The sequence below is a fragment of the Micromonospora fluostatini genome (assembly GCF_050410825.1).
Taxonomy (GTDB): domain Bacteria; phylum Actinomycetota; class Actinomycetes; order Mycobacteriales; family Micromonosporaceae; genus Micromonospora; species Micromonospora rosaria.
In genome coordinates this window covers 2,152,565-2,172,887 of record NZ_CP191251.1, presented here as the reverse complement: position 1 = coordinate 2,172,887, position 20,323 = coordinate 2,152,565, and the positions used below count along the sequence as shown (strand labels likewise).

Here is a 20,323-nt window from a genome sequence, read left to right as displayed (position 1 = left end):
GTGGGACGTGCCGGCCCGGGAGACGGGACCGGCCCGCCCACGGCGGGACCGTCACCGACCCGCCACCGACGGCAGCCCGCCGGTGACGGCGGCGCACAGCAGGGAGGCATCGTGAGCCAGCAGGTCCGGGGAGTCGTGTCGCGGAGCAAGGGCGCTCCGGTCGAGGTCACCACGATCGTGGTGCCCGACCCCGGCCCCGGCGAGGCGGTGGTGAAGGTGCAGTCCTGCGGGGTGTGCCACACCGACCTGCACTACCGCGAGGGCGGCATCAACGACGAGTACCCGTTCCTCCTCGGCCACGAGGCCGCCGGCATCGTCGAGCAGGTCGGCGAGGGGGTCACCGACGTCGCCCCGGGTGACTTCGTGGTGCTCAACTGGCGGGCGGTCTGCGGCGTCTGCCGGGCCTGCCGGCGCGGCCGGCCGTGGTACTGCTTCGCCACCCACAACGCGACGCGGAAGATGACCCTCACCGACGGCACCGAACTCACCCCGGCCCTGGGCATCGGCGCCTTCGCCGAGAAGACCCTGGTCCACGCCGGCCAGTGCACCAAGGTCGACCCGTCCGCCCGGCCGGCGGCGGTGGGCCTGCTCGGCTGCGGCGTGATGGCCGGCCTCGGCGCGGCGATGAACACCGGCCAGGTCACCCGGGGCGACTCGGTGGCCGTGATCGGCTGCGGTGGCGTCGGCGACGCGGCGGTCGCCGGTGCGGTGCTGGCCGGCGCGACGACGATCATCGCGGTGGACACCGACTCCCGCAAGCTCGACTGGGCCCGGAAGTTCGGCGCCACGCACACCGTCAACGCCTCCGAGCAGGACCCGGTCGTGGCGATCCAGGCCGCCACCGGCGGCTTCGGCGCCGACGTGGTCATCGACGCGGTGGGCCGGCCGGAGACCTGGAAGCAGGCGTTCTACGCCCGGGACCTGGCCGGCACCGTCGTGCTGGTCGGCGTACCCACCCCGGAGATGACCGTCGAGCTGCCGCTGCTGGACGTCTTCGGGCGCGGCGGCGCGCTCAAGTCGAGCTGGTACGGCGACTGCCTGCCCAGCCGGGACTTCCCCATGCTCACCGAGCTGTACCGGCAGGGCCGGCTCGACCTCGACGCGTTCGTCACCGAGGAGATCGCCCTCGACCAGGTGGAGGAGGCCTTCGCCCGGATGCACCACGGTGACGTGCTCCGCTCGGTGGTGGTCCTCTGATGGCGGCCCGCATCGACCACACCGTCACCTCCGGCACCTTCTCCCTCGACGGGCAGACCTTCGACGTCGACAACAACGTCTGGGTGGTCGGTGACGACACCGAGTGCGTCGTCATCGACGCCCCGCACGACGTGGACGCGATCCTGCGCGTCGTCGCCGGCCGCCGGGTCCGCGCCGTCCTGGCCACCCACGGCCACGACGACCACGTCCGGTTCGCCCCCCGGCTGGCCCGTGCCGTGGACGCGCCGGTACTGCTGCACCCGAACGACCGGGTGCTGTGGAGCATGGTCCACCCCGACGTGCCGCCCGCCGGCCACCTGCACGACGGCGAGACGATCGAGGTGGGCGGGACGACGCTGCACGTCCTGCACACCCCGGGCCACAGCCCCGGCGCCTGCTGCTTCCACGCCCCCGACCTGGGCGTGGTCTTCACCGGCGACACGCTCTTCGCCGGTGGGCCGGGCGCGACCGGGCGCTCGTACAGCGACTTCGGCACGATCATCGAGTCCATCCGGACCCGGCTGCTGACCCTTGCGCCGGAGACGGTGGTGCACACCGGGCACGGCGACAGCACCACCATCGGCGCCGAGGCCCCGCACCTCGACGAGTGGATCGCCCGGGGCCACTGACCCCGTTCTACCGGCCGGGCCCGGCAGCCTCCTGTGCCCCCTTCGCGTGGCCCGTGTCCTGCTCGCGTGGCCCGTGCCTGCCATGGCCCGTGCCCTGATCGCGTCGCCCGTGCCTGGCTGGCCTGTGGCCTGTGCCCGTTGGCTTCACGCCCGTCGCCGCCCGCCCGCCACCCTCCGGTGCCGCCGGGTTCATTCCTCGCCGTCACCTGTCGACCTGCCCCGGCGGTGCGCCCAGGCCGGTGGGACAAGTCGTTTCTGGCCGCCTGCCCCGTCCATCGGGGCAGCTCGACAGGACGCACACCCGACCATGTCACCGCCGTCACCGCCCCTGCCCCCACTCTCGGCCCCCCACCCCTGCGGCGGTGATCATGGGCTTAGCGGCACACTCGATCTCCTTTGAGCGCCGCCAAGTCCATGGTCACCAAGGCGGAGGGGGTCGGTGGCCGAGGCGGTGGAGGCCGGTGGCCGAGGCGGTGGGGGCGGTGGCTGTGTCCGGTTCGGGGGCGCTCGCCGGGTTGTCGGCTCGCTGTCCGGTCGTCAGGCGTGAGCCGGGTCGCCGTTGAGCGCGGAGCGGGCATGTCCGGAATGACGGACACGTCGAGCTGGTTGGCTTTCCCGTACGGCCGCCGGCCAAACCCCTGGGCGGCAGCAAGTCCCCCGGTAGGGCGTCCACCGTCGGGCGCGTCGCAACGATCGAAAGGGCCACCATCGTGAAGCTGGACTTCACCCGATGGCTCCCCGCCATCGCCACGACCCCCCCGTACCGCAAGACCGTGCTGTCCGTCGCGGGCGTGGCCGCCATCGGCGGTCTGGCCCTCGGCCCCTCGGCCGTCGCCGCACCGCTCACCAGCACCCCGCACGCGGGGGCGGTGGCCGCCATCGACCTGGCCACGGGCAAGACGCGAGCAGCCGGTACGCCGGAATCCGGACTGACCACCGGCGCGTGGCAGACCGGCAGCGTGCGGAGCGAATCGGCCAAACCCACCCGGGACGACCTGATCCCGCACGGCTCGGAGGGCGCCCAGTCGCGCGTCCCGCTCGACGACGCCCAGACCGACAACGCCAGGACCATCATCGAGACGGCGAAGAAGACCGGCGTGGGGGAGCGTGGTGCCGTGATCGGCATCGCCACCTCGTTGCAGGAGTCGAAGCTGTACAACCTCGGCCACCTCGGCATCTACAACGACCACGACTCGCAGGGGCTGTTCCAGCAGCGTCCGTCGTCCGGTTGGGGCACGATTGACCAGATCACCGACCCCGAGTACTCGTCGACCGCCTTCTTCGAGGCGCTGAAGAACGTCGGCGGCTGGCGGGACCTGCCGCTGACCGCCGCCGCACAGACCGTTCAGGTCTCGGCCTACCCGTACGCGTACGCGCAGTGGGAGGAGCAGGCGGCGGACATCGTCCACCAGCTCTGGTGACGGGAGCCGACCCGTGCCCCCGATCGCATCCGATGTCCGGTTCGGGGTGTGGTCGGGGGCACTCGTCGGTCGGAATGGCTGGTGGGGTGGGGTCGTTATACCCGGCGTACGACCGAGCAGGGCCCCCTTCCGCCTGGCGGGGTGGGGGTCGGGCCGCCGAAATGTTGGTGGGTCGCCGGTCGTTACACATGGACCCGGCGCGGTGAGCCGCCCCCGCGAGACTCCCGCTTCGGGTTCCCCTTGGACTTCAGTGAGCGCCCCTGACGGTGCTCGCGCATCCACGTCCCCCGGTGTGGGTGTCCGATCCCCCGAATGGAGCTGGTCATGAACTCGATCATTCGTAGGAGTGTGCTGGGTGTTGCTGGTCTGGCTGTCGCCGGTGGTCTGGCGGCGGGTCCGCTGAACCATCAGGACGCCACCCCGGTCCCGGCGCTGAGCGCCGTCGCGGTGCAGGAGAGCGCGCCGGACACGGCCACGCTGCTGCCGCACGGTGAGCCGGCGGGTCAGTCGCGGATCGACCTGAACGACGAGCAGGTGGCGAACACGAAGGCGATCATCGCGGCGACGAAGAAGGCCGGGATGGACGAGCGGGCTGCGGTGGTGGCGATCGCTACGGCGTTGCAGGAGTCGAAGTTGGAGAACCTGGGTCATCTGGGTGACCGTAACGACCACGACTCGCAGGGTCTGTTCCAGCAGCGCCCGTCGTCGGGTTGGGGCACGGTGGAGCAGATCACCGATCCGGAGTACTCGACGCTGGCGTTCCTGAAGGGTCTGAAGCAGGTCGACGGCTGGGAGGAGATGCCGTTGACGAAGGCCGCGCAGACGGTGCAGGTGTCGGCGTTCCCGAACCACTACGCGCAGTGGGAGAAGCAGGGCGCCGACCTGGTCGCCAAGTACTGGAACAGCTGACGTACCCGATGTCTGGCCGGTGTCCCCGTGACGGGACACCGGCCAGACGCGTCTCACACCAGGCCGTGTGCCACCATCGCCTCGGCTACCCGGCGGAAACCGTCGATGTTCGCCCCGGTCACGTAGTCGCCGGGCCGCCCGTACTCCTCGGCCGTGGCCCAGCAGCGCGTGTGGATGTCGCGCATGATCTCCCGCAGCCGCTGTTCCGACTCGGCGAAGGTCCACGACTCGCGGCTGGCGTTCTGCTGCATCTCCAGGGCGCTCACCGCCACCCCGCCCGCGTTGGCGGCCTTGCCCGGGGCGAACCGTACCCCGGCCCGGCCGAGGATCCGGACCGCCTCCGGCGTGGTCGGCATGTTCGCCCCCTCCACCACCGCGACGCAGCCCCCGGAGACCAACCGCGCGGCCTCCGCGCCACCGATCTCGTTCTGCGTCGCGCACGGCAGGGCCACCTCGCAGGGCACCTCCCAGACGGTACGGTCGGCGACCGCCACCGCGTGCGGCACGTGCCGTACGTAGTCGTCCAGGCGGGCCCGGCGACCCTCCTTCAGTTCCCGTAGCACCTCCAGGTCGATGCCCTTCTCGTCCAGCACGTACCCGCCCGAGTCGGAGCAGGCCACCACCGTGCCGCCGAGCTGGTGCACCTTCTGGATCGCGTAGGTGGCGACGTTGCCGGAGCCGGAGACCACCACCCGCTTGCCGTCCAGGCTGTCCCCGGCCTGCCGGAGCATCTCCTCGGCGAAGAAGGCCGCCCCGTACCCGGTCGCCTCGGTCCGTACCTGCGCGCCCCCGTACGCCAGCCCCTTGCCGGTGAGCACCCCGGACTCGTACCGGTTGGTGATCCGCTTGTAGTGGCCGAACAGGTAGCCGATCTCCCGGCCGCCCACCCCGATGTCCCCGGCCGGGACGTCGGTCAGCGCGCCGATGTGCCGGTACAGCTCGGTCATGAAACTCTGGCAGAACCGCATCACCTCGCGGTCCGAGCGGCCCTTCGGATCGAAGTCGGCGCCGCCCTTGCCCCCGCCGATCGGCAGGCCGGTCAACGCGTTCTTGAAGATCTGCTCGAACCCGAGGAACTTGACGATCCCCAGGTACACCGAGGGGTGGAACCGCAGCCCGCCCTTGAAGGGGCCGAGTGCGCTGTTGAACTCCACCCGGAAGCCCCGGTTGACCCGGATCCGGCCGTGGTCGTCCTCCCACGGCACCCGGAAGATGAGCTGCCGTTCCGGTTCGCAGAGCCGCTCGACGATCCGGGCCTCGGCGTACTCGGGGTGGCGGGCCAACGCCGGGCCGATGCTCTCCAGCACCTCCCGGACCGCCTGATGGAACTCCGGCTCACCCGGGTTGCGGGTGACCACCGTGGCGAACACCGTCTCAACGGCCTCCGGCATGACCGACACATCCCTTCCGACGCGGGGCGGCCCCGTCGTCACCGTCGCGTCGGCGCGATCCGGTGGCCATCCCCGGGTACGGGTTCCCACCGCCGTCCGGTTCAGCCCTGGTGACCGCCGTCCGGCCACCGCCACGCTGCGTCGGATGTCCGGTTCGTCGGTGTGGTCGGGGGCACCGGTCGGTTGGAATGGCTGGTGGGGTGGGGTCGTTATACCTGGCGTACGACGGAGCAGGGCACCGCTCCTCGCCTGGTGGGGTGCGGGGCCGGGTCGCCGGAATGATGGTGGCCGGCCGGTCGTTGTACATGGTTCCGGCGTGGTGAGCCGCCCCCGCGAGTTCCCGCGCCGTTCTCTTTCTTTTCTTTTCCCCCGGTGGGCGCCTGACGGTGCTCGTGCACCCGTGTGTGGGTGTCGATCCCCCGAATGGAGCTGTCATGAACTCGATTATTCGTAAGAGTGTGCTGGGTGTTGCTGGTCTGGCTTTTGCTGGTGGTCTGGTCGGTGGTCCGGTGGCGGCGGTGCAGGCGGCCCCGGTGACCGGTCCGGTGTCGGCGGTCGTGGTGCAGGAGAGTGGCGCTGACATGGGCAAGCTGTTGCCGCGTGGTGAGCCGGCGGGTCAGTCGCGGATCGGTCTGAACGAGGAGCAGGTGGCGAACACGAAGGCGATCATCGCGGCGACGAAGAAGGCCGGGATGGACGAGCGGGCTGCGGTGGTGGCGATCGCTACGGCGTTGCAGGAGTCGAAGTTGGAGAACCTGGGTCATCTGGGTGACCGTAACGACCACGACTCGCAGGGTCTGTTCCAGCAGCGCCCGTCGTCGGGTTGGGGCACGGTGGAGCAGATCACCGATCCGGAGTACTCGACGCTGGCGTTCCTGAAGGGTCTGAAGCAGGTCGACGGCTGGGAGGAGATGCCGTTGACGAAGGCCGCGCAGACGGTGCAGGTGTCGGCCTTCCCGAACCACTACGCGCAGTGGGAGAAGCAGGCCGCCGACCTGGTCGCCGAGCACTGGAAGAGCTGACGCAGCACCGCACCAACCGCACACGCACACGACCGCTGGCCGGCACCCCGTACCCGGGGTGCCGGCCAGCGTCGGATTGATCCGGAGCCTTCCCGGGCACGTACCACCACAGGGGAACGGGAAAGGGGAGGCGAGTGTCGCACCACGACATGTACCGGCGGCCGGCGACGACACCGGTGCCGAGCGCTGACCGGCCGAGCGTCGACGACGACCAGCCGACGACCGAGATCGTCCTGCCGGCCCGTACCGGTGAGCCGGCCGAGGTGCTCCGCCTGACCCCCGCCGCCGGTACCACCGACGCCGGGACGATCATCGAGGTGGCCGGGGTACCGGTGACCGGGGAAGCCCCCTCCCGGGCCCGCTGGTCCCGGGGTGCCCGGCTGCTCACCGCCGCCGTCGCGCTGGTCCTCCTCCTGGGGGTCGCGGCGGTGGCGGCGACGCTCACCGACCCGAACCCGGCCGGGGTGACCTTCTCCGGCGCCGGCCACCCGGCGACCGGCGCTCACGCCGGCGAGGACGGTCCCGGGGGCGTGAACGTGGCGCAGTCCGGCCCGGCCGGGGTGCTGACCGCACCGCTCGACGGCCGCCGCCGGGCCACCTTCGAACTCGTCGACGGCCTGGCCACCCTCTCGCTGCGCACCGCCGACCTCGGCGACGACCTGTACCGCATCGGCAGCCCGGCCGGATCCGGCGTCGACCCGGCACCCCGGGTCCTCGGCGACCAGGTCCGGCTGCACGTCCAGCGCGGTACCCGCCCCGGTCCCGGCGTCGTCGACGTGGCCCTCAACTCCCGGGTCGACTGGCGGCTCCAGATCACCGGCGGCGTCGACGAACAGGTGCTCGACCTCAGCGGGGGCCGCAGCGCGGGAGTCGACCTGCTCGGCGGCGCGACCCGCGTCGACCTGCGGCTACCCCGGGTCACCGGCACGCTCCCGGTCCGGATGACCGGCGGGGTCAACGAGCTGCTGATCCGGGCGGCCGGCGACCCACCGGCCCGGGTCCGCGCCGCCTCCGGCGCCGGCACCATCCGCGTCTACGACCAGCGGCAGGCCGGCATCGCGGCCGGTGCCGTGGTCAGTTCCCCGCACTGGGACACCGTCGCCGACCGGATCTGGGTCGACCTGGTCGCCGGGGCGAACGCGGTGACCGTCGGCGCGAGCTGAGCGTACAGTCAGGGTGGTGGAGCGCACCGAATCGCTGCCGGCCTCGACCCGGCCCGCCGGCACCGTCCCGACCGACCCCGCGAGCGTCCTGCTGCCCGGCCACGACGTGCCGCTCGGGCGCTGGACCACCGTGCGGCGGCTGCTGCCGCAGCGCCAGCGCCGGATGGTCGGCGCGTGGTGCTTCGTCGACCACTTCGGGCCCGACGACGTCGCCCGGCGGCCCGGCATGGAGGTCCCCCCGCATCCACACACCGGCCTGCAGACCGTCACCTGGCTGCTGGAGGGGGAGATCCTGCACCGCGACAGTCTCGGCAACGTGCAGCCGATCCGGCCCGGCCAGCTCAACGTGATGACCTCCGGGCACGGTATCGCCCACTCCGAACGGTCCCCCGAGGCGCGTCCTGCCGTGATGCACGGCGTGCAGCTCTGGGTGGCCCTGCCCGACCCGGCCCGGGCCGGCGCGCCCGACTTCGCCCACCACGGCGAACTGCCCACCTGGCGCGCCGGTGAGCTCACCGGCCGGGTGCTGGTCGGCGACCTCGACGGCGTGGTGTCACCGGCGGTCACGCACACGCCGCTGGTCGGCGTCGACCTCACGGCCGCCGGCCCGGCGCCGGCCACCGTGCCGCTGCGCCGCGACTTCGAGTACGGCCTGCTGGTGATGTCCGGCAGGGCCGAGGTCGACGGCGTGTCGGTGGACGTCGGCGCGCTGCTCTACCTGGGGACCGGCCGGGCCGCGCTCACCCTGCGGGCCGACCCCGGCAGCCGGGTGCTGCTGCTCGGCGGGACGCCCTTCGAGGAGCCGCTGGTGATGTGGTGGAACTTCGTCGGGCGCTCGCACGAGGAGGTCGTCGCCGCCCGGGAGGACTGGATGGCCGGCGCGGCCCGGTTCGGGACGGTCGCCGACGACCCCGCCCCACCGTTGCCCGCCCCGGCGCTGCCCACCACCCGGCTCAAGGTCCGGGACCGCCACGGCGGCGTCCACCCCTGACCCTCGCCGGCCCGGCGTGCCGCCCGCCCGGCAGGCGTGGCCGCCGCCGGTGCGGGTAGTCGCCAGCATGCCGACCCAGACTGCCACCGCCACCATCGAGGACAAGAAGCGTCTGGTCCGCCGGCTCGCCGGCAGTGGACGCGGGTTCGCCGAACAGTACGGCTTCCCGGTCACCAACAACCCGTCCAGCCTGTTCCAACTGCTCGGCCTGGCGGTGCTGCTGGCCCGGCGGGGGGACTTCCGGCGGGCGCTGGACAGCGCGCGGGGGCTGCGCGAGACGGGCTGGGACAGCGCCGCCCGGATGGCCCGGTCGCTGCACGCCGACCGGGTGCGGGTGCTGCGCGACACCGGGCAACGGGGCGACGTCGACGCCCTCGCCGACGTCCTCGGTGACCTCGCCCGTACGGTCGTGCAGCGCTACCGGGGGGACCTGCGCCGGCTGCGCTCGGCCGCGCACCAGGACCCGGCTCGGGAACGCGCCATGCTGGCCGAGCTGCCCGGTGTGGACACCTCGGTGGTCGACCTGTTCCTGCGGGACGCCCAGGCACTGTGGCGGGAGGTCGCCCCGGTGGCCGACCGGCACGCGCTCGCGGCGGCCCGCCGGCTCGGTCTCGGCCGGTCGGCCGGTGACCTCGCCGGACTGGCCGGCAGCGGCGAGTCCGAACGCCTCGCCTGGCTGGTGGGCGCCCTCGCCCGGATCGACCTGGAGAAGCGGTACGCCGAGCTGACCGGGTGAGTGAGGGCCGGGCACCAGCGTCGTCGGCGCTCCGGGCACCGCTGGGGCATCCGTCGGCGACCTGCGTGGACAGCACCGACGATGGTGGTGATCACGAACGTGGGCTGTCCCACAGTTCCGCCAATTTCAGCCGTTAGGACGATGGTGCCACGTATGCTGGCTACGGCAGCGATGCCCGCCCGGTTCGGGCGATCATCCGCCTGGCGGTCGTCACCCGGTTCGGGTGTCGACCCGGCCAGGGACTGGTTTCCCTGTGGCGCCCCGGTTCGCGGTTCGTGAACCGGGGCGCCGGTCCGTTCCGGCCTCGCCCGCGCGGCTCAGATGCTGCGCAGGTGCTGGGAGACACGCTGGTGCCGCTTGTCCCGGGCCTGGGCCGCCCGCTGCGTCGCGTCGACCTCCGGGGCGGCGTCGACGTCGGCCGACCGGGCCACCTCGGTGCCGTTGGCGTACTCCACCGGCGGCAGGGCGCGCAGGGCCTGGAGCACGTCCGGCGGGGCGCCCTCCCGCTCCGCCTCCCGGATCACGTCGGACTTCCCGGCCGGATAGTCCAGAGCGGACAGGTACTGCAGCACCTCGGTGTAACTCGCCATGGTGGGGCTCCTCGTGGTCAGCGGATCCGGTCACGACCGGCCGCGGTTACCCACCCCGCCGCCGGTCACGCGCCCCGACCCGGGCGATCCCGCCCACTGGACGCTGGGCCGGTGCCCGCTGGTTTCCGGGTCCCCCGCACGGGTACCCGAGGCACCCGCCGCAGTGGCGGGGACCGGGTGCCGGCGGGCGGCGACCAGCCGAAGGAGCAGGGGCGGATGAACTACGACACCTTCGTCGACCAGGTGGCCCGGCGGACCCGGGCGTCCTCCACGCACGCGGTGGACCTGACCCGGGCGACCCTGGAGACCCTGGCGGAGCGGCTGACCGGCGGGGAGGTGCTGGACCTGGCCGCGCAGCTGCCCGCGCCGTTGCAACTGGCCCTGAAGCCGGGCGCGGGCGCGGAGGCGGCCGACCGGTTCGGCGCGGCCGAGTTCGTCGCGCGGGTGAGCCGGCGGGCCGGCATCGACGAGAGCTCCGCCCGCGACGCCGTCCGCGCGGTCTTCACCACCGTGCGGGAGGCGATCGCCGGGGGCGAGTTCGACGAGGTGGTGACCCGGCTCCCGCGTGACTACCGGGACATGGTCGAGCCGGCCCTGGCCCCCGGCACCGCCCTGCGCGGTCGGTGACCCACCCGCCGTCCCCGGCGTGGCGGGGTGCGACGTTCCAGGTGGCCCGGGTCCGTCGGAAGCAGCATGCCGATATCGGCGGGCGGGATGACGGCCGACGGTGGTCCGGCTGACAGGCTGACCGGGTCTGCCGGACCACGCGAGGGGATGCCCGATGACCACCGCCGTGACCACCACCGGCGGGGTCGTCGCCCCGTCCCGGGTCACCCTGCTCGACGTCCTCCGGGGCGTCGCCATCCTGGGCACTCTGGCCACCAACGTCTGGATCTTCGCCACCCCCGGCTCGGAGGCCCGCTTCCTGCTCGACGCGGCCGGTGTGTCGGCCGGTGTCCCGCTGGCCGGGGCACAGCCGGTCGCCGCCGCCGTCGAAGGGGTGTTCCGGTTCCTCGCCAACGGCAAGTTCCTCGCCCTGCTCACCATCCTCTTCGGCGTCGGGCTGGCGATCCAGCACCGCGCGGCGCTGGCCCGGGGGAGCGGGTGGCCCGGCCGGTACGGCTGGCGGGCGCTGCTGCTGTTCGTCGAGGGCACCCTGCACTTCGTCCTGGTCTTCGCCTTCGACGTGCTGATGGGGTACGCGGTCACCGCGCTGCTGGTGGCCTGGCTGCTGGCCCGTACCGAGCGGGTCCGGCGGGTGGCCATGTACCTCGCCGGCGGGCTGCACCTGGCCCTGATGGTGCTGCTCACCCTGGCCCTGGTCGGCGCCCCGGCGGGGAACGCCCGGGGCGGGGACGGGGCGCTCGCCGAGGCGGAGCGGCTCTTCGCGGTGCAGGGCTGGCCCGCCCAGGTCGGGTTCCGGCTGGCCAACCTGCTGGCGCTGCGCGCCGAACCGATCCTCGCCGCCGGGCTGCTGGTCTTCCTCTTCCTGCTCGGGGTACGGCTGTTCCGGGCCGGTGCCTTCGGCGACGACGACCGGGGCCGGGCGTGGCGCCGCCGCCTGCTGTGGCTCGGGCTGGGTGTCGGGCTGCCGCTGAACGTGGCGACCACCCTGGCCGGGCCGGACTGGTTCCTGCTGGACCGCTACGTCTGCGCGCCGCTGGTGGCGCTGGGCTACCTGGGGCTGGTCGGTGTCGTGCTGGACCGCCGCCGGGCCGGTGGTCCCCGGGGGGAGCGGGGCGGGCCGGGTCGGGTGAGCGCCGGACTGACCGCGGTGGGGCGCAGCGCGCTGTCCTGCTACGTGCTGCAGAACGTGCTCTGCGTGGTGGTCTGCTACGGGTGGGGCCTGGGGCTCGCCTGGGCCTGGCGGGACGCCGCGCCCTGGTGGGTGCTGGGCCTCTGGGCGGCCGTCTGCGGGGTGCTGGTCCTGGCCGCCCACTGGTGGGGCACCCGGTTCGGCCGCGGCCCGCTGGAGGCGCTGGGGCGGGTGCTGCTGCGCCGGCTGGCGCGGTGATCCACGGGGCGCCGGGGCGGTGCCGGGCGTCGCCGGGACCGCCCCGGCGCACCCGATCCGCGACGCGGGCGTACCGACCTGCCGGGTCGAGTTGTTGTCCTGGCCGGGGCTGCCCTAACCTGGTCCAGACGAGGGGAGTACTTCCCACGAACCATGCCGGTCAGTACGGTGCATTCGCGTGCACCCCGGGTGGTTGCCCATGAACCATGGGTGAAGGAGACCTCGAACATGGAATGGTGTTCGAGGAGGCCTCATGTCCGAAATCTCGTATCTGTCTTCCGGGTCGCTGGCGACCATCGGCACGCCCACCCTCTGGGGCGTGACCATCGCGGGCGTGCTCCTCCTGCTGGCGCTCGACTTCCTGGTCACCCGTCGCCCGCACGAGGTGTCCCTGCGGGAGGCGATCGGCTGGTCGGTGTTCTACATCGCCCTGCCCCTGGCCTTCGGCGTCTGGCTCTGGTACGAGTACAGCAGCCAGCAGGGCATCGAGTACCTCACCGGGTACCTGGTCGAGAAGTCGCTCTCGGTCGACAACCTCTTCGTCTTCATGCTCCTGCTGGCCGCCTTCGCGGTGCCGTCCGTGCTCGCCCAGCGGGTGCTGCTCTTCGGCATCACCGGCGCCCTGGTGCTGCGCGCCATCTTCATCGCGCTCGGCGCCGCCGCCCTGCAGACCCTGGACTTCGCCTTCCTGCTCTTCGCGATCATCCTGATCGTCACCGCGATCAAGCTGCTGCGCGACGCCCTCTCCGGGCACGAGCAGGAGGTCGACATCAGCAAGATGCGCTCGGTCCGGCTGCTGCGCAGGTTCATGCCGGTGACCAACGAGTACCACGGCACCAAGATGGTCGTGAAGCTGGACGGCCGGCGCACGCTCACCCCGCTGGCCCTGGTCGTGGTCGCCGTCTTCGCCACCGACGTGGTCTTCGCCGTCGACTCCGTGCCCGCCGTGTACGGCATCACCGAGGACCCGTACCTGGTCTTCGTCACCAACGCGTTCGCGCTGCTGGGGCTGCGGGCGCTCTACTTCGTGCTGCACGCCGCGCTGAGCCGCCTGGTCCACCTGAGCTACGGCCTGGCGGTCATTCTGGCGTTCATCGGCGTCAAGTTGGGCCTGCACTGGGCCCACGGCATCTGGGACGGCGTCCCGGAGATCCCCACCCTGGCGTCGCTCGGGGTCATCATCGGCGTCCTGGTGATCGTGACCATCACCAGCCTGCGGGCCACCCGGCACGCCGAGCCCGGCCCTACGGAGGTCGTCAAGGAGCGGCTCTGAGCAGGGCCTATGGATAGCCGCAGGCCCGCCCGGACGTCCGACGGGCCCCGGTGAACCCGCCGTCACCGGGGCTCCCGGCACGTCCGGCCGCCCCGCTCGCCCGGCGGACGCGGGGTAGCCGGCGCACCCCGGCGAACCGGACACGGGTGCGCCCGCCGGGTGGTACGACTGACGGGTGGGAATCGTCTCGCCCGGCTTCCAGGGTCGGCCCCGCCCGCCCGGGCCGGCCCTGCCACCCGGGCAGTACCTGACCGAGGACTTCCCGGTGCTCTCCGCCGGCCCGACCCCGACGGTGTCCCCGCAGGACTGGGAGTTCGTCCTCGCCACCGAGACCGGCGCGGAGTACCGCTGGTCCTGGCCGGAGCTGATGGCGCTGCCGCAGGAGACCCCGACCGTCGACATCCACTGCGTCACCCGCTGGTCCAAGCGGGAGACCTCCTGGCAGGGCGTCAGCCTGGACACCCTGCTCGACGGCGTCGACACGGCGGCGGGCTACGCCGTGGCCCACTCGTACGGCGGGTACAGCACCAACCTGCCGCTGGCCGACCTGCGCGACGGGCGGGCCTGGATCGCGCACACCTACGAGGGCCGCCCGCTGCCCGCCGAGCACGGCGGGCCGGCCCGGCTGCTGGTGCCGCACCTGTACTTCTGGAAGTCCGCCAAGTGGGTCCGGGGCATCCGGCTCACCACCACCGACCAGCCGGGCTTCTGGGAGACCGCCGGTTACCACGACTACGGGGACCCCTGGCGTGAGCAGCGCTACGCCGGGGACTGACCCTCCGCAGCGGCCCCGGGCCGCCCCGCTGACCTGGCGGGTGGCCCGGCTGGTGACCCGCCGGGCGGAGACCCCGACCGCGCAGACCCTGGTCCTGTCGGTGCCCGGGTGGCCGGGGCACCGCCCCGGGCAGCACCTGGACCTGCGGCTCACCGCCGCGGACGGGTACCAGGCGGCCCGGTCGTACTCCCTGGCCGCCCCGGCCGACCGGGACCGGATCGAGGTCACCGTGCAGCGGGTACCCGACGGGGAGGTCTCGCCGTACCTGGTGGAGACCTACGCCCCCGGGGACCCGGTGGAGGTCCGGGGTCCGGTGGGGGGTTGGTTCGTCTGGGACCCCGGCTGTCCCGAGCCGGTGCTGCTGGTGGCCGGGGGCTCCGGTCTGGTGCCCCTGATGGCGATGCTGCGGGCCCGGTCGGCGGCGGGCAGCCGGGCGCCGTTCCGCCTGATCTACTCGGTGCGCTCCCCGGCCGAGGCCCTGTACGCCGGGGAACTGGCCGACCGGGCCCGCACCGAGCCGGGGGTGGCCGTCAGCACCGTGTACACCCGCCAGGTCCCGCCGGGGTGGGCCGGGCCTCCGCACCGGGTCGGCCGGGCCGACCTGGCGGAGTTCGGGTGGCCCCCGCAGGCGGAGCCCCGCTGCTACGTGTGCGGGCCCACCGGGTTCGTGGAGTCCGTGGCGGACCTGCTGGTGGGGCTGGGGCACCCGGCCGGGCGGGTCCGGACCGAACGGTTCGGTCCCACCGGCTGACCGCGCGCCGCTGCGACCGCACCGGCTGAGCTGACCGCGCGCCGCTGCGACCGCACCGGCTGACCCGAGGAGACCCGATGACCGAGCCGGCCCACCTGGACGGCAACATGCTGGGCGGCCCCCTGGCGGAGCTGTTCACCGTCGACCTCAGCGCCGCCACCGGCCGCTGCGAGGGGTGCGGGCGGGTCGGCCCGATGGCCGGGCTGCGAGTCTACTGTCAGGCCCCCGGCCTGGTGGGCCGCTGTCCGGCCTGCTCCCGGGTGATGCTGCGGCTGGTCCGTACCCCCGACCGGGCCTGGCTGGACCTGCGCGGCACCTCCTACCTCGCGGTGCCGATGCCGCCGCCCTGACCCACCGGGGCGTACGCGCCGACCCCCGGCCGGGTGGGCCGGGGGTCGGTCGCGGTCACCTCGGGGACCGGGCGGGGGTCACCCGCGTCCGGTGCCCGGTCGGCGGCGGTTCGCGGCGGCCAGCAGCAGGACGGTGCCGACGCCGAGCAGGGCCGCTCCGGCGCCCAGCAGGGGCAGGGTGGGGGCTCCGGTCACCGGCAGGTGCGGCTTCTTCGGGCCGTGCGGGGGGTACGGCGGGGAGGTCGAGGGGGTGGGCGGCGGCGGGGTCGACCCGCTCGGCTGCGGGGTGGGGGTGCTGGGCGTCGGGGTCGGTGTGCTCGGGCTCGGCGTGGGGGTGCTCGGGCTCGGGGTCGGGGTGGTGGGGGTTGGGGTGGGCTGTCCGCAGTCCAGGACGGTGTCGAAGGGGAAGTCGTGGATCTCCCCACCGTTGTGGTCGAGCGTCCGGCTGATCACGCTCCCCTCGATGTTCGACTGGGTCGCCGCGGTCAGGTCGGCGTTCGGGGCGTAGAGGGTGCCCTCGATGGTGGCGCTGTCCGGGGTCAGGGTGATGGAGGTGGCGGTGGGGAAGTTGAACAGGATGTACCGGGCCGGCTCGCCGCCGATCCCGGCGAAGTTGGGGGCCCGCCAGACGAACTCGTCCCCCACGTCGGAGGTGTCGACGTTGACCAGCAGGGGCGTGTCGGCGGTGGGCTGGTCGGCGAAGGTGAGCACGGCGATGTTGGCCAGGTCGGTGGCGCTGAGGTTCAGCACGTTGGTGACCCCCGGGGTGAGGGTCACCACGGCGTTGGTTCCCGGGGGGATCGGCCGGGGGACGACGGTCCCCTCCGGGGTGCGCAGCACCACGTTCTGGGCGCAGCCGGCCAGGTCGGTCGAGGTGGCCCGGAAGGCGGCGAAGGCCCCGGCGAAGTCCAGCGGGGAGGCGGGTCCGACGCTGGCCACCGGCTGCCGGACGGTGAGCTGCACCCGGGGGGTGGCGTCGTAGTCGTCGGTGGGCAGCAGCCGGGTGGCGACCTCGGCTCCGTTGTTGTCGGTGTCGCGGACGACGGTGCCGGTCAGGTCCCCGACCTTCACGTACCCCCCGTTCAGGACCGAGAGGCGGCTGCCGGGAACGCTCCCGGCGAAGTCGATCCGTCCGCCGACCACCAGGGCCGTCGGGTTGGTGTCCGGGGGGACCACGAAGGTCCCGGGGTCGAGCAGGGCGATCTGGTAGTTGCCGAAGCTCAGGTCGCCGCCGACCGCCACCGTCCCCTCGTTCTCGGAGGCGACCAGGTTGGCGTCCCCCTCGGTCATCACCAGGAAGCCCTGGGTGGGGGCGACGGGATTCACCGCCTGCCGGGGCGTGGCCCCGGATCCGGTCACTGCCAGCGGAACCAGCGCGGCGGTGGTGGCGACCGCCACCGGCACCAGGATCCGCGCCCACGGGATCGAACGTGAAAGCCTCATGACACCCCTAAACCGACAATAGCTGCAATTCGCCAACGATTCTGTCCCAGGGCGGTGGTGGCGGCGGGGCGGGTATCCCTCCCCCGGGTGACCCCCGGGGCCGGTACCGGGACGTTTGCGTCGGGACCTCACGGGAACCGCCCCACCATGACGAAACCTCGTGTGGTGATCGTGGGTGCCGGTTTCGCCGGGTACCACGCGGCGAAGACCCTCAGCCGGCTGGCCCGCAACCGGGCCGAGATCGTCGTGCTGAACTCGACCGACTACTTCCTCTACCTGCCGCTGCTGCCCGAGGTGGCCGCCGGGGTGGTCGAACCCACCCGGATCTCGGTGCCGCTCGCCGGCACCCTCGACGGCGTGCGGGTGGTGGTCGGCGAGGCGGACCGGGTCGACCTGCACAACCGCTGGGTGGGCTTCACCCAGCCCGAGGGGGACCGGGGCCGGCTGGCCTACGACCGGCTCGTGCTCGCCGTCGGCAGCGTCAACAAGCTGCTGCCCATCCCCGGGGTGACCGAGTACGCGCACGGCTTCCGGGGCCTGCCCGAGGCGCTCTACCTGCACGACCACGTGGTCCGTCAGATCGAACTGGCCGAGCAGGCCCAGGACCCGGCCGAGCAGCAGGCGCGGGCCACCTTCGTGGTGGTCGGGGCCGGGTACACCGGTACCGAGGTGGCCGCCCACGGCCAGCTCTTCACCGACGAACTCGCCGCCCAGCGGCCCCGGCTGTCGATCCGCCCCCGCTGGATGCTGCTCGACGTGGCCCCCCGGGTCCTGCCCGAACTCGACCGGCGGATGTCGATCACCGCCGACCGGGTGCTGCGACGCCGGGGCGTCGACGTCCGGATGGGCACCTCGGTCGCCGAGGCCACCGCCGACGGGGTCAAGCTCACCGACGGCGAGTACATCCCCACCTGCAGCCTGGTCTGGTGCGTCGGGGTGCGGCCCGACCCGTTCGTCGCCGACCTCGGGCTGCGGACCGAGAAGGGCCGCCTGGTCGTCGACGAGTACCTGACCGTCCCCGGCTTTCCCGAGGTGTACGCCTGCGGTGACGCCGCCGCCGTGCCCGACCTGGCCCGCCCCGGCCAGGTCTGCGCGATGACCGCCCAGCACGCCCAGCGGCAGGGCAAGCTCGCCGCGCACAACATCGCCGCCTCGTACGGCCAGGGGCGGCGGCGGCCGTACAAGCACCACGACCTGGGCTGGGTGGTCGACCTGGGGGGCAAGGACGCGGCGGCGAACCCGCTGAAACTGTCCCTGTCCGGGCTGCCGGCCAAGGCGGTCACCCGGGGGTACCACCTGCTGGCCATGCCGGCGAACCGGGCCCGCGTCGGCGCCGACTGGGTGCTCGACGCGGCGCTGCCCCGGCCGGCCGTGCAGCTCGGCCTGGTGCCGGCCCACGCCGTACCCCTGGAGAGTTCCGCGCCCGAGATGCCGGTGCGGCAACCCTGACCGCGAACCCGGTCCGGGCGGCCGTCCGCGCCTGCCGGCGGACGGCCGCCCGGACCACGGGGCCGGTCCCGCCGGTCAGCCGGCGGGCGGGAACAACTCCCGCAGCCCCGGCGGCACCGGCAGCGACGCCACCAGGTCGGGCTCGGCCACGGCCAGCGCGGCGATGGTGGCCTCGGCCTGGTACCGGGCCTGCTCCGGGGTGCCGGCGCTGAGCCGGGCCACCTCGGCGAGGAACCCGGGCAGGTCCCGGTGCCCGCGCACCCCGTCGACCGGGAAGACGTCGTGCAGCTTCATCGGCACCGCCGCGAACAACCGCAGCCGGTCCGGCTGGTCCAGCGCGCCACCCAGGGTCAGCACGGTCGCCTCGGCCCCCACCTTCGCCACCGGGAAGTCCGTCCCGCTGCGGCGGCCGATCTCCTCCACCAGCGCCCGGTACCCCCGGGGCACCGAGGTGGGCGCGGCCGGCCGGGTCGCGGTGCTCTGCGGGCGGGGTGCCGGGGGCGGGGTGGTCGGCCCGCCGCGTGTGCTGTCCGGCTTGTGCCGACCGGCCGGTGCCGGGCCGCCCCGTTTGCCCCGGTCGAGGTGGCTGAGCTGTTTCGTCGCGCTCAGGCTGGCTCCGGTCTCGCTGGCCTGCCGGCCCCGGTCGCGGGCCTGCCGGGCCAGCGCTCGGCGGCGCTGGTTGTCGCCCTCCATCTGCTTGCGCATCGGGATCACCTCGTTCCTGCTCGGCTCGTCGGATCCCTCCCGGTCCGCCTTCCCGCCGACGCCGACGCCGAAACGACCGGCCACCCCGCCGCCGGGACGCCGTCCGGCGGCTCTCACCCGCCCGGGGTGAGGGGCGCTCACCCGGGGCGGTCACACCATCGACAGGCGACGAGGCAACTTCCGAGGTACGCGGAAGGGAAGGTCGTCATGAGGCGGATCATCGAGATCGTGCCGGCCCGTCCGGGGTGGTACGCCCGCTGGCGGCTCGCCGCCGGCACCACCCGGTGCTACCCGGTGAGCCTGTGGGCCCTGGTGGAGGAGTCCGACGGCACCGGCCGGGAGGTGGTCGGGGTCGACTGCGTCGGCCAGTGGCCGGGCGCGGAGGACAACGAGGCGGGCGTGGAGTTCGTCCGGTACCTGTTCCACACGCCCGACGCGGGTCACCCCGAGGACGCCGAGCCGCCGACGCCGACCGGGCTGCGCCGGCAACCGACGACCGCCGCCTGAGCCGACCCGCCCCGGGGCCCCGGGGCGGGTGGCCGCCCGACGTCGAGCGCCGCTCGGCCGCCGGTCAGCCGGCCGCCCGGGTGCCCTCGTCGGTCTCGCCGGTGCCCTCGCCGGAGCTCCCCACCGCCAGCAGCTCGGCCAGCCCGGTGCGGTCGAGGAGCTGCTGGAGCTGCGGGTTCATCCCGCTCAGCCGGATCGAACCGGTGCCGGAGCGGTGGATCACGACGAAGGCGCTGAGACCGGAGGAGTCGCAGAGGCTGACCCCGGTCAGGTCGACCTCCAGCGCCTGGAACCCGTCCCGGCGCAGCTCGGCGGCCGCGGCGATCAGCTCCGGGGCGGTGTCGAAGTCCAGCTCGCCGGTCAACCGCAGCCGGGCGCGACCGGCGTCGAGCCGGGTCACCTCGATGGACAACAGTCGAGACGGCATGACCCCAGTCTCCCAGCCGCCCGCGAGCGGGGCACCCCGAGGGGGTGTCTACCCGGCGGCGGCCGGTCGGTGCAGCGTCGGAGCGGCGTCACCGGTGCCCGGTGGGGTGGCGAGCAGCGGGCGGGCGAGCAGGCCGGTGACCCCGGTCATGTCGAGGATGGTGTCCAGGAACCGGGGCGTCGAGCGGAGCTGGATCGCGGTGCCCCCCTGCTGCCCCTCCCGCCAGGCGTGCACGATCAGGGAGAGGCCGGTGCTGTCGATGAAGAGCAGCTCCTGGAAGTCGAGCACGAGGACGGCCGGGTGCTCGGCGAGGAGCCGGTCCACCTCGAGCCGTAGCGGGCGGGCGGTGGCGTAGGCGAGGTCGCCCCCGATGCGGACCAGCGGGGCACCCGGATCCGTACGGTCGACGGCGAGACTGAGCGGCGTCGATTCCGGCTTCCTGCCTTGGGGTACCAACGATCACGCCTTTCCGCAGGGGCTCGCTAGCGGGGATCGTAACAATCCCGTCGGTACCCCGCAGCGTACGGCCGAGCGGGCGGCCGACCGAGGTGGCGGTACCGGCATATCGGCGTAGGGTGGG

At 73.6% G+C, this 20,323-nt stretch carries 21 protein-coding genes and 1 pseudogene; 16 read left to right on the top strand and 6 right to left on the bottom strand.

Annotation, left to right across the window (positions count from 1 at the left end; all coding sequences use genetic code 11):
- Positions 1-111: 111 nt before the first annotated feature.
- From ACQUFX_RS09315 to ACQUFX_RS09300, 4 genes are all read left to right on the top strand, one after another.
- On the top strand, positions 112-1,197 hold the full coding sequence (locus tag ACQUFX_RS09315; protein WP_428965602.1) for an S-(hydroxymethyl)mycothiol dehydrogenase: 1,086 nt from the start codon (positions 112-114) through the stop codon (positions 1,195-1,197).
- The gene (locus ACQUFX_RS09310; protein ID WP_428965601.1) at positions 1,197-1,826 is read left to right on the top strand and encodes an MBL fold metallo-hydrolase; all 630 of its coding nucleotides are present in this window, start codon (positions 1,197-1,199) and stop codon (positions 1,824-1,826) included. The genes ACQUFX_RS09315 and ACQUFX_RS09310 overlap by 1 nt, the downstream gene beginning before the upstream one ends.
- 710 nt (positions 1,827-2,536) lie before the next feature.
- Complete coding sequence (locus ACQUFX_RS09305; RefSeq protein ID WP_428965600.1) at positions 2,537-3,247, top strand: hypothetical protein; 711 nt, start codon at positions 2,537-2,539, stop codon at positions 3,245-3,247.
- A 324-nt stretch (positions 3,248-3,571) separates the two neighbouring features.
- Positions 3,572-4,156 (top strand): hypothetical protein, encoded by a 585-nt coding sequence (locus tag ACQUFX_RS09300; RefSeq protein ID WP_428966915.1) that lies wholly within the window; start codon positions 3,572-3,574, stop codon positions 4,154-4,156.
- Positions 4,157-4,209: 53 nt separating this feature from the next.
- Here the strand turns inward: ACQUFX_RS09300 and gdhA are convergent, their stop codons facing one another.
- Positions 4,210-5,547, bottom strand: a complete 1,338-nt coding sequence (gene gdhA, locus ACQUFX_RS09295; protein ID WP_428965599.1) for an NADP-specific glutamate dehydrogenase — start codon at positions 5,545-5,547, stop codon at positions 4,210-4,212.
- Positions 5,548-5,981: 434 nt separating this feature from the next.
- Here gdhA and ACQUFX_RS09290 point away from each other — a divergent pair, with 434 nt between their 5' ends.
- The 4 genes from ACQUFX_RS09290 to ACQUFX_RS09275 all read left to right on the top strand — a co-directional run bounded on the left by ACQUFX_RS09290 (position 5,982) and on the right by ACQUFX_RS09275 (position 9,459).
- On the top strand, positions 5,982-6,569 hold the full coding sequence (locus ACQUFX_RS09290; RefSeq protein WP_428965598.1) for a hypothetical protein: 588 nt from the start codon (positions 5,982-5,984) through the stop codon (positions 6,567-6,569).
- Between the two features lie 134 nt (positions 6,570-6,703).
- Entirely contained in the window at positions 6,704-7,732 is a 1,029-nt protein-coding gene (locus ACQUFX_RS09285; RefSeq protein ID WP_428965597.1) for a hypothetical protein, read from the top strand.
- A 16-nt stretch (positions 7,733-7,748) separates the two neighbouring features.
- Positions 7,749-8,723, top strand: a complete 975-nt coding sequence (locus ACQUFX_RS09280; RefSeq protein WP_428965596.1) for a pirin family protein — start codon at positions 7,749-7,751, stop codon at positions 8,721-8,723.
- Between the two features lie 67 nt (positions 8,724-8,790).
- A complete protein-coding gene (locus ACQUFX_RS09275; RefSeq protein WP_428965595.1) occupies positions 8,791-9,459 on the top strand; it encodes a hypothetical protein in 669 nt (222 codons plus the stop codon).
- Positions 9,460-9,776: 317 nt separating this feature from the next.
- On the opposite strand, the gene ACQUFX_RS09270 is transcribed toward ACQUFX_RS09275, so the two are convergent.
- On the bottom strand, positions 9,777-10,049 hold the full coding sequence (locus ACQUFX_RS09270; RefSeq protein WP_428965594.1) for a DUF2795 domain-containing protein: 273 nt from the start codon (positions 10,047-10,049) through the stop codon (positions 9,777-9,779).
- 216 nt (positions 10,050-10,265) lie between these two features.
- Between ACQUFX_RS09270 and ACQUFX_RS09265 the strand changes: the two genes are divergently transcribed.
- From ACQUFX_RS09265 to ACQUFX_RS09240, 6 genes are all read left to right on the top strand, one after another.
- On the top strand, positions 10,266-10,676 hold the full coding sequence (locus tag ACQUFX_RS09265; protein WP_428966914.1) for a DUF2267 domain-containing protein: 411 nt from the start codon (positions 10,266-10,268) through the stop codon (positions 10,674-10,676).
- A gap of 154 nt (positions 10,677-10,830) precedes the next feature.
- Entirely contained in the window at positions 10,831-12,063 is a 1,233-nt protein-coding gene (locus ACQUFX_RS09260) for a DUF418 domain-containing protein (protein ID WP_428965593.1), read from the top strand.
- Positions 12,064-12,316: 253 nt separating this feature from the next.
- Positions 12,317-13,336, top strand: a complete 1,020-nt coding sequence (locus ACQUFX_RS09255) for a TerC/Alx family metal homeostasis membrane protein (protein WP_428965591.1) — start codon at positions 12,317-12,319, stop codon at positions 13,334-13,336.
- Between the two features lie 175 nt (positions 13,337-13,511).
- Entirely contained in the window at positions 13,512-14,111 is a 600-nt protein-coding gene (locus tag ACQUFX_RS09250) for a molybdopterin-dependent oxidoreductase (RefSeq protein WP_428965590.1), read from the top strand.
- Complete coding sequence (locus tag ACQUFX_RS09245; protein ID WP_428965589.1) at positions 14,086-14,862, top strand: ferredoxin reductase; 777 nt, start codon at positions 14,086-14,088, stop codon at positions 14,860-14,862. The genes ACQUFX_RS09250 and ACQUFX_RS09245 overlap by 26 nt, the downstream gene beginning before the upstream one ends.
- A gap of 77 nt (positions 14,863-14,939) precedes the next feature.
- Positions 14,940-15,212 carry a DUF6510 family protein gene (locus ACQUFX_RS09240; RefSeq protein WP_428965588.1) on the top strand — a complete coding sequence of 91 codons (273 nt, stop codon included), beginning with the start codon at positions 14,940-14,942 and terminating at the stop codon, positions 15,210-15,212.
- 78 nt (positions 15,213-15,290) lie between these two features.
- Here the strand turns inward: ACQUFX_RS09240 and ACQUFX_RS09235 are convergent, their stop codons facing one another.
- Complete coding sequence (locus ACQUFX_RS09235; protein WP_428965587.1) at positions 15,291-16,655, bottom strand: collagen-binding domain-containing protein; 1,365 nt, start codon at positions 16,653-16,655, stop codon at positions 15,291-15,293.
- Positions 16,656-16,802: 147 nt separating this feature from the next.
- Between ACQUFX_RS09235 and ACQUFX_RS09230 the strand changes: the two genes are divergently transcribed.
- A complete protein-coding gene (locus ACQUFX_RS09230; RefSeq protein ID WP_428965586.1) occupies positions 16,803-18,104 on the top strand; it encodes an NAD(P)/FAD-dependent oxidoreductase in 1,302 nt (433 codons plus the stop codon).
- Between the two features lie 84 nt (positions 18,105-18,188).
- Here the strand turns inward: ACQUFX_RS09230 and ACQUFX_RS09225 are convergent.
- Positions 18,189-18,809, bottom strand: a pseudogene (locus ACQUFX_RS09225) (DUF2267 domain-containing protein); the annotation flags it as partial.
- A 207-nt stretch (positions 18,810-19,016) separates the two neighbouring features.
- Here ACQUFX_RS09225 and ACQUFX_RS09220 point away from each other — a divergent pair.
- On the top strand, positions 19,017-19,316 hold the full coding sequence (locus ACQUFX_RS09220) for a hypothetical protein (protein WP_428965585.1): 300 nt from the start codon (positions 19,017-19,019) through the stop codon (positions 19,314-19,316).
- A gap of 64 nt (positions 19,317-19,380) precedes the next feature.
- Here the strand turns inward: ACQUFX_RS09220 and ACQUFX_RS09215 are convergent, their stop codons facing one another.
- A complete protein-coding gene (locus tag ACQUFX_RS09215) occupies positions 19,381-19,743 on the bottom strand; it encodes an STAS domain-containing protein (RefSeq protein WP_428965584.1) in 363 nt (120 codons plus the stop codon).
- 48 nt (positions 19,744-19,791) lie between these two features.
- Complete coding sequence (locus tag ACQUFX_RS09210) at positions 19,792-20,199, bottom strand: STAS domain-containing protein (protein WP_428965583.1); 408 nt, start codon at positions 20,197-20,199, stop codon at positions 19,792-19,794.
- Positions 20,200-20,323 lie beyond the last annotated feature (124 nt).

Bases quoted from the DNA above. Each gene is read 5' to 3' on its own strand.
- ACQUFX_RS09275 (WP_428965595.1), top strand. From the start codon at position 8,791: ATGCCGACCCAGACTGCCACCGCCACCATCGAGGACAAGAAGCGTCTG.
- ACQUFX_RS09265 (WP_428966914.1), top strand. From the start codon at position 10,266: ATGAACTACGACACCTTCGTCGACCAGGTGGCCCGGCGGACCCGGGCG.
- ACQUFX_RS09235 (WP_428965587.1), bottom strand. From the start codon at position 16,655: ATGAGGCTTTCACGTTCGATCCCGTGGGCGCGGATCCTGGTGCCGGTG.
- ACQUFX_RS09240 (WP_428965588.1), top strand. From the start codon at position 14,940: ATGACCGAGCCGGCCCACCTGGACGGCAACATGCTGGGCGGCCCCCTG.
- ACQUFX_RS09215 (WP_428965584.1), bottom strand. From the start codon at position 19,743: ATGCCGTCTCGACTGTTGTCCATCGAGGTGACCCGGCTCGACGCCGGT.
- ACQUFX_RS09230 (WP_428965586.1), top strand. From the start codon at position 16,803: ATGACGAAACCTCGTGTGGTGATCGTGGGTGCCGGTTTCGCCGGGTAC.
- gdhA (WP_428965599.1), bottom strand. From the start codon at position 5,547: ATGCCGGAGGCCGTTGAGACGGTGTTCGCCACGGTGGTCACCCGCAAC.
- ACQUFX_RS09270 (WP_428965594.1), bottom strand. From the start codon at position 10,049: ATGGCGAGTTACACCGAGGTGCTGCAGTACCTGTCCGCTCTGGACTAT.
- ACQUFX_RS09220 (WP_428965585.1), top strand. From the start codon at position 19,017: ATGAGGCGGATCATCGAGATCGTGCCGGCCCGTCCGGGGTGGTACGCC.
- ACQUFX_RS09255 (WP_428965591.1), top strand. From the start codon at position 12,317: ATGTCCGAAATCTCGTATCTGTCTTCCGGGTCGCTGGCGACCATCGGC.
- ACQUFX_RS09260 (WP_428965593.1), top strand. From the start codon at position 10,831: ATGACCACCGCCGTGACCACCACCGGCGGGGTCGTCGCCCCGTCCCGG.
- ACQUFX_RS09290 (WP_428965598.1), top strand. From the start codon at position 5,982: ATGAACTCGATTATTCGTAAGAGTGTGCTGGGTGTTGCTGGTCTGGCT.
- ACQUFX_RS09310 (WP_428965601.1), top strand. From the start codon at position 1,197: ATGGCGGCCCGCATCGACCACACCGTCACCTCCGGCACCTTCTCCCTC.
- ACQUFX_RS09300 (WP_428966915.1), top strand. From the start codon at position 3,572: ATGAACTCGATCATTCGTAGGAGTGTGCTGGGTGTTGCTGGTCTGGCT.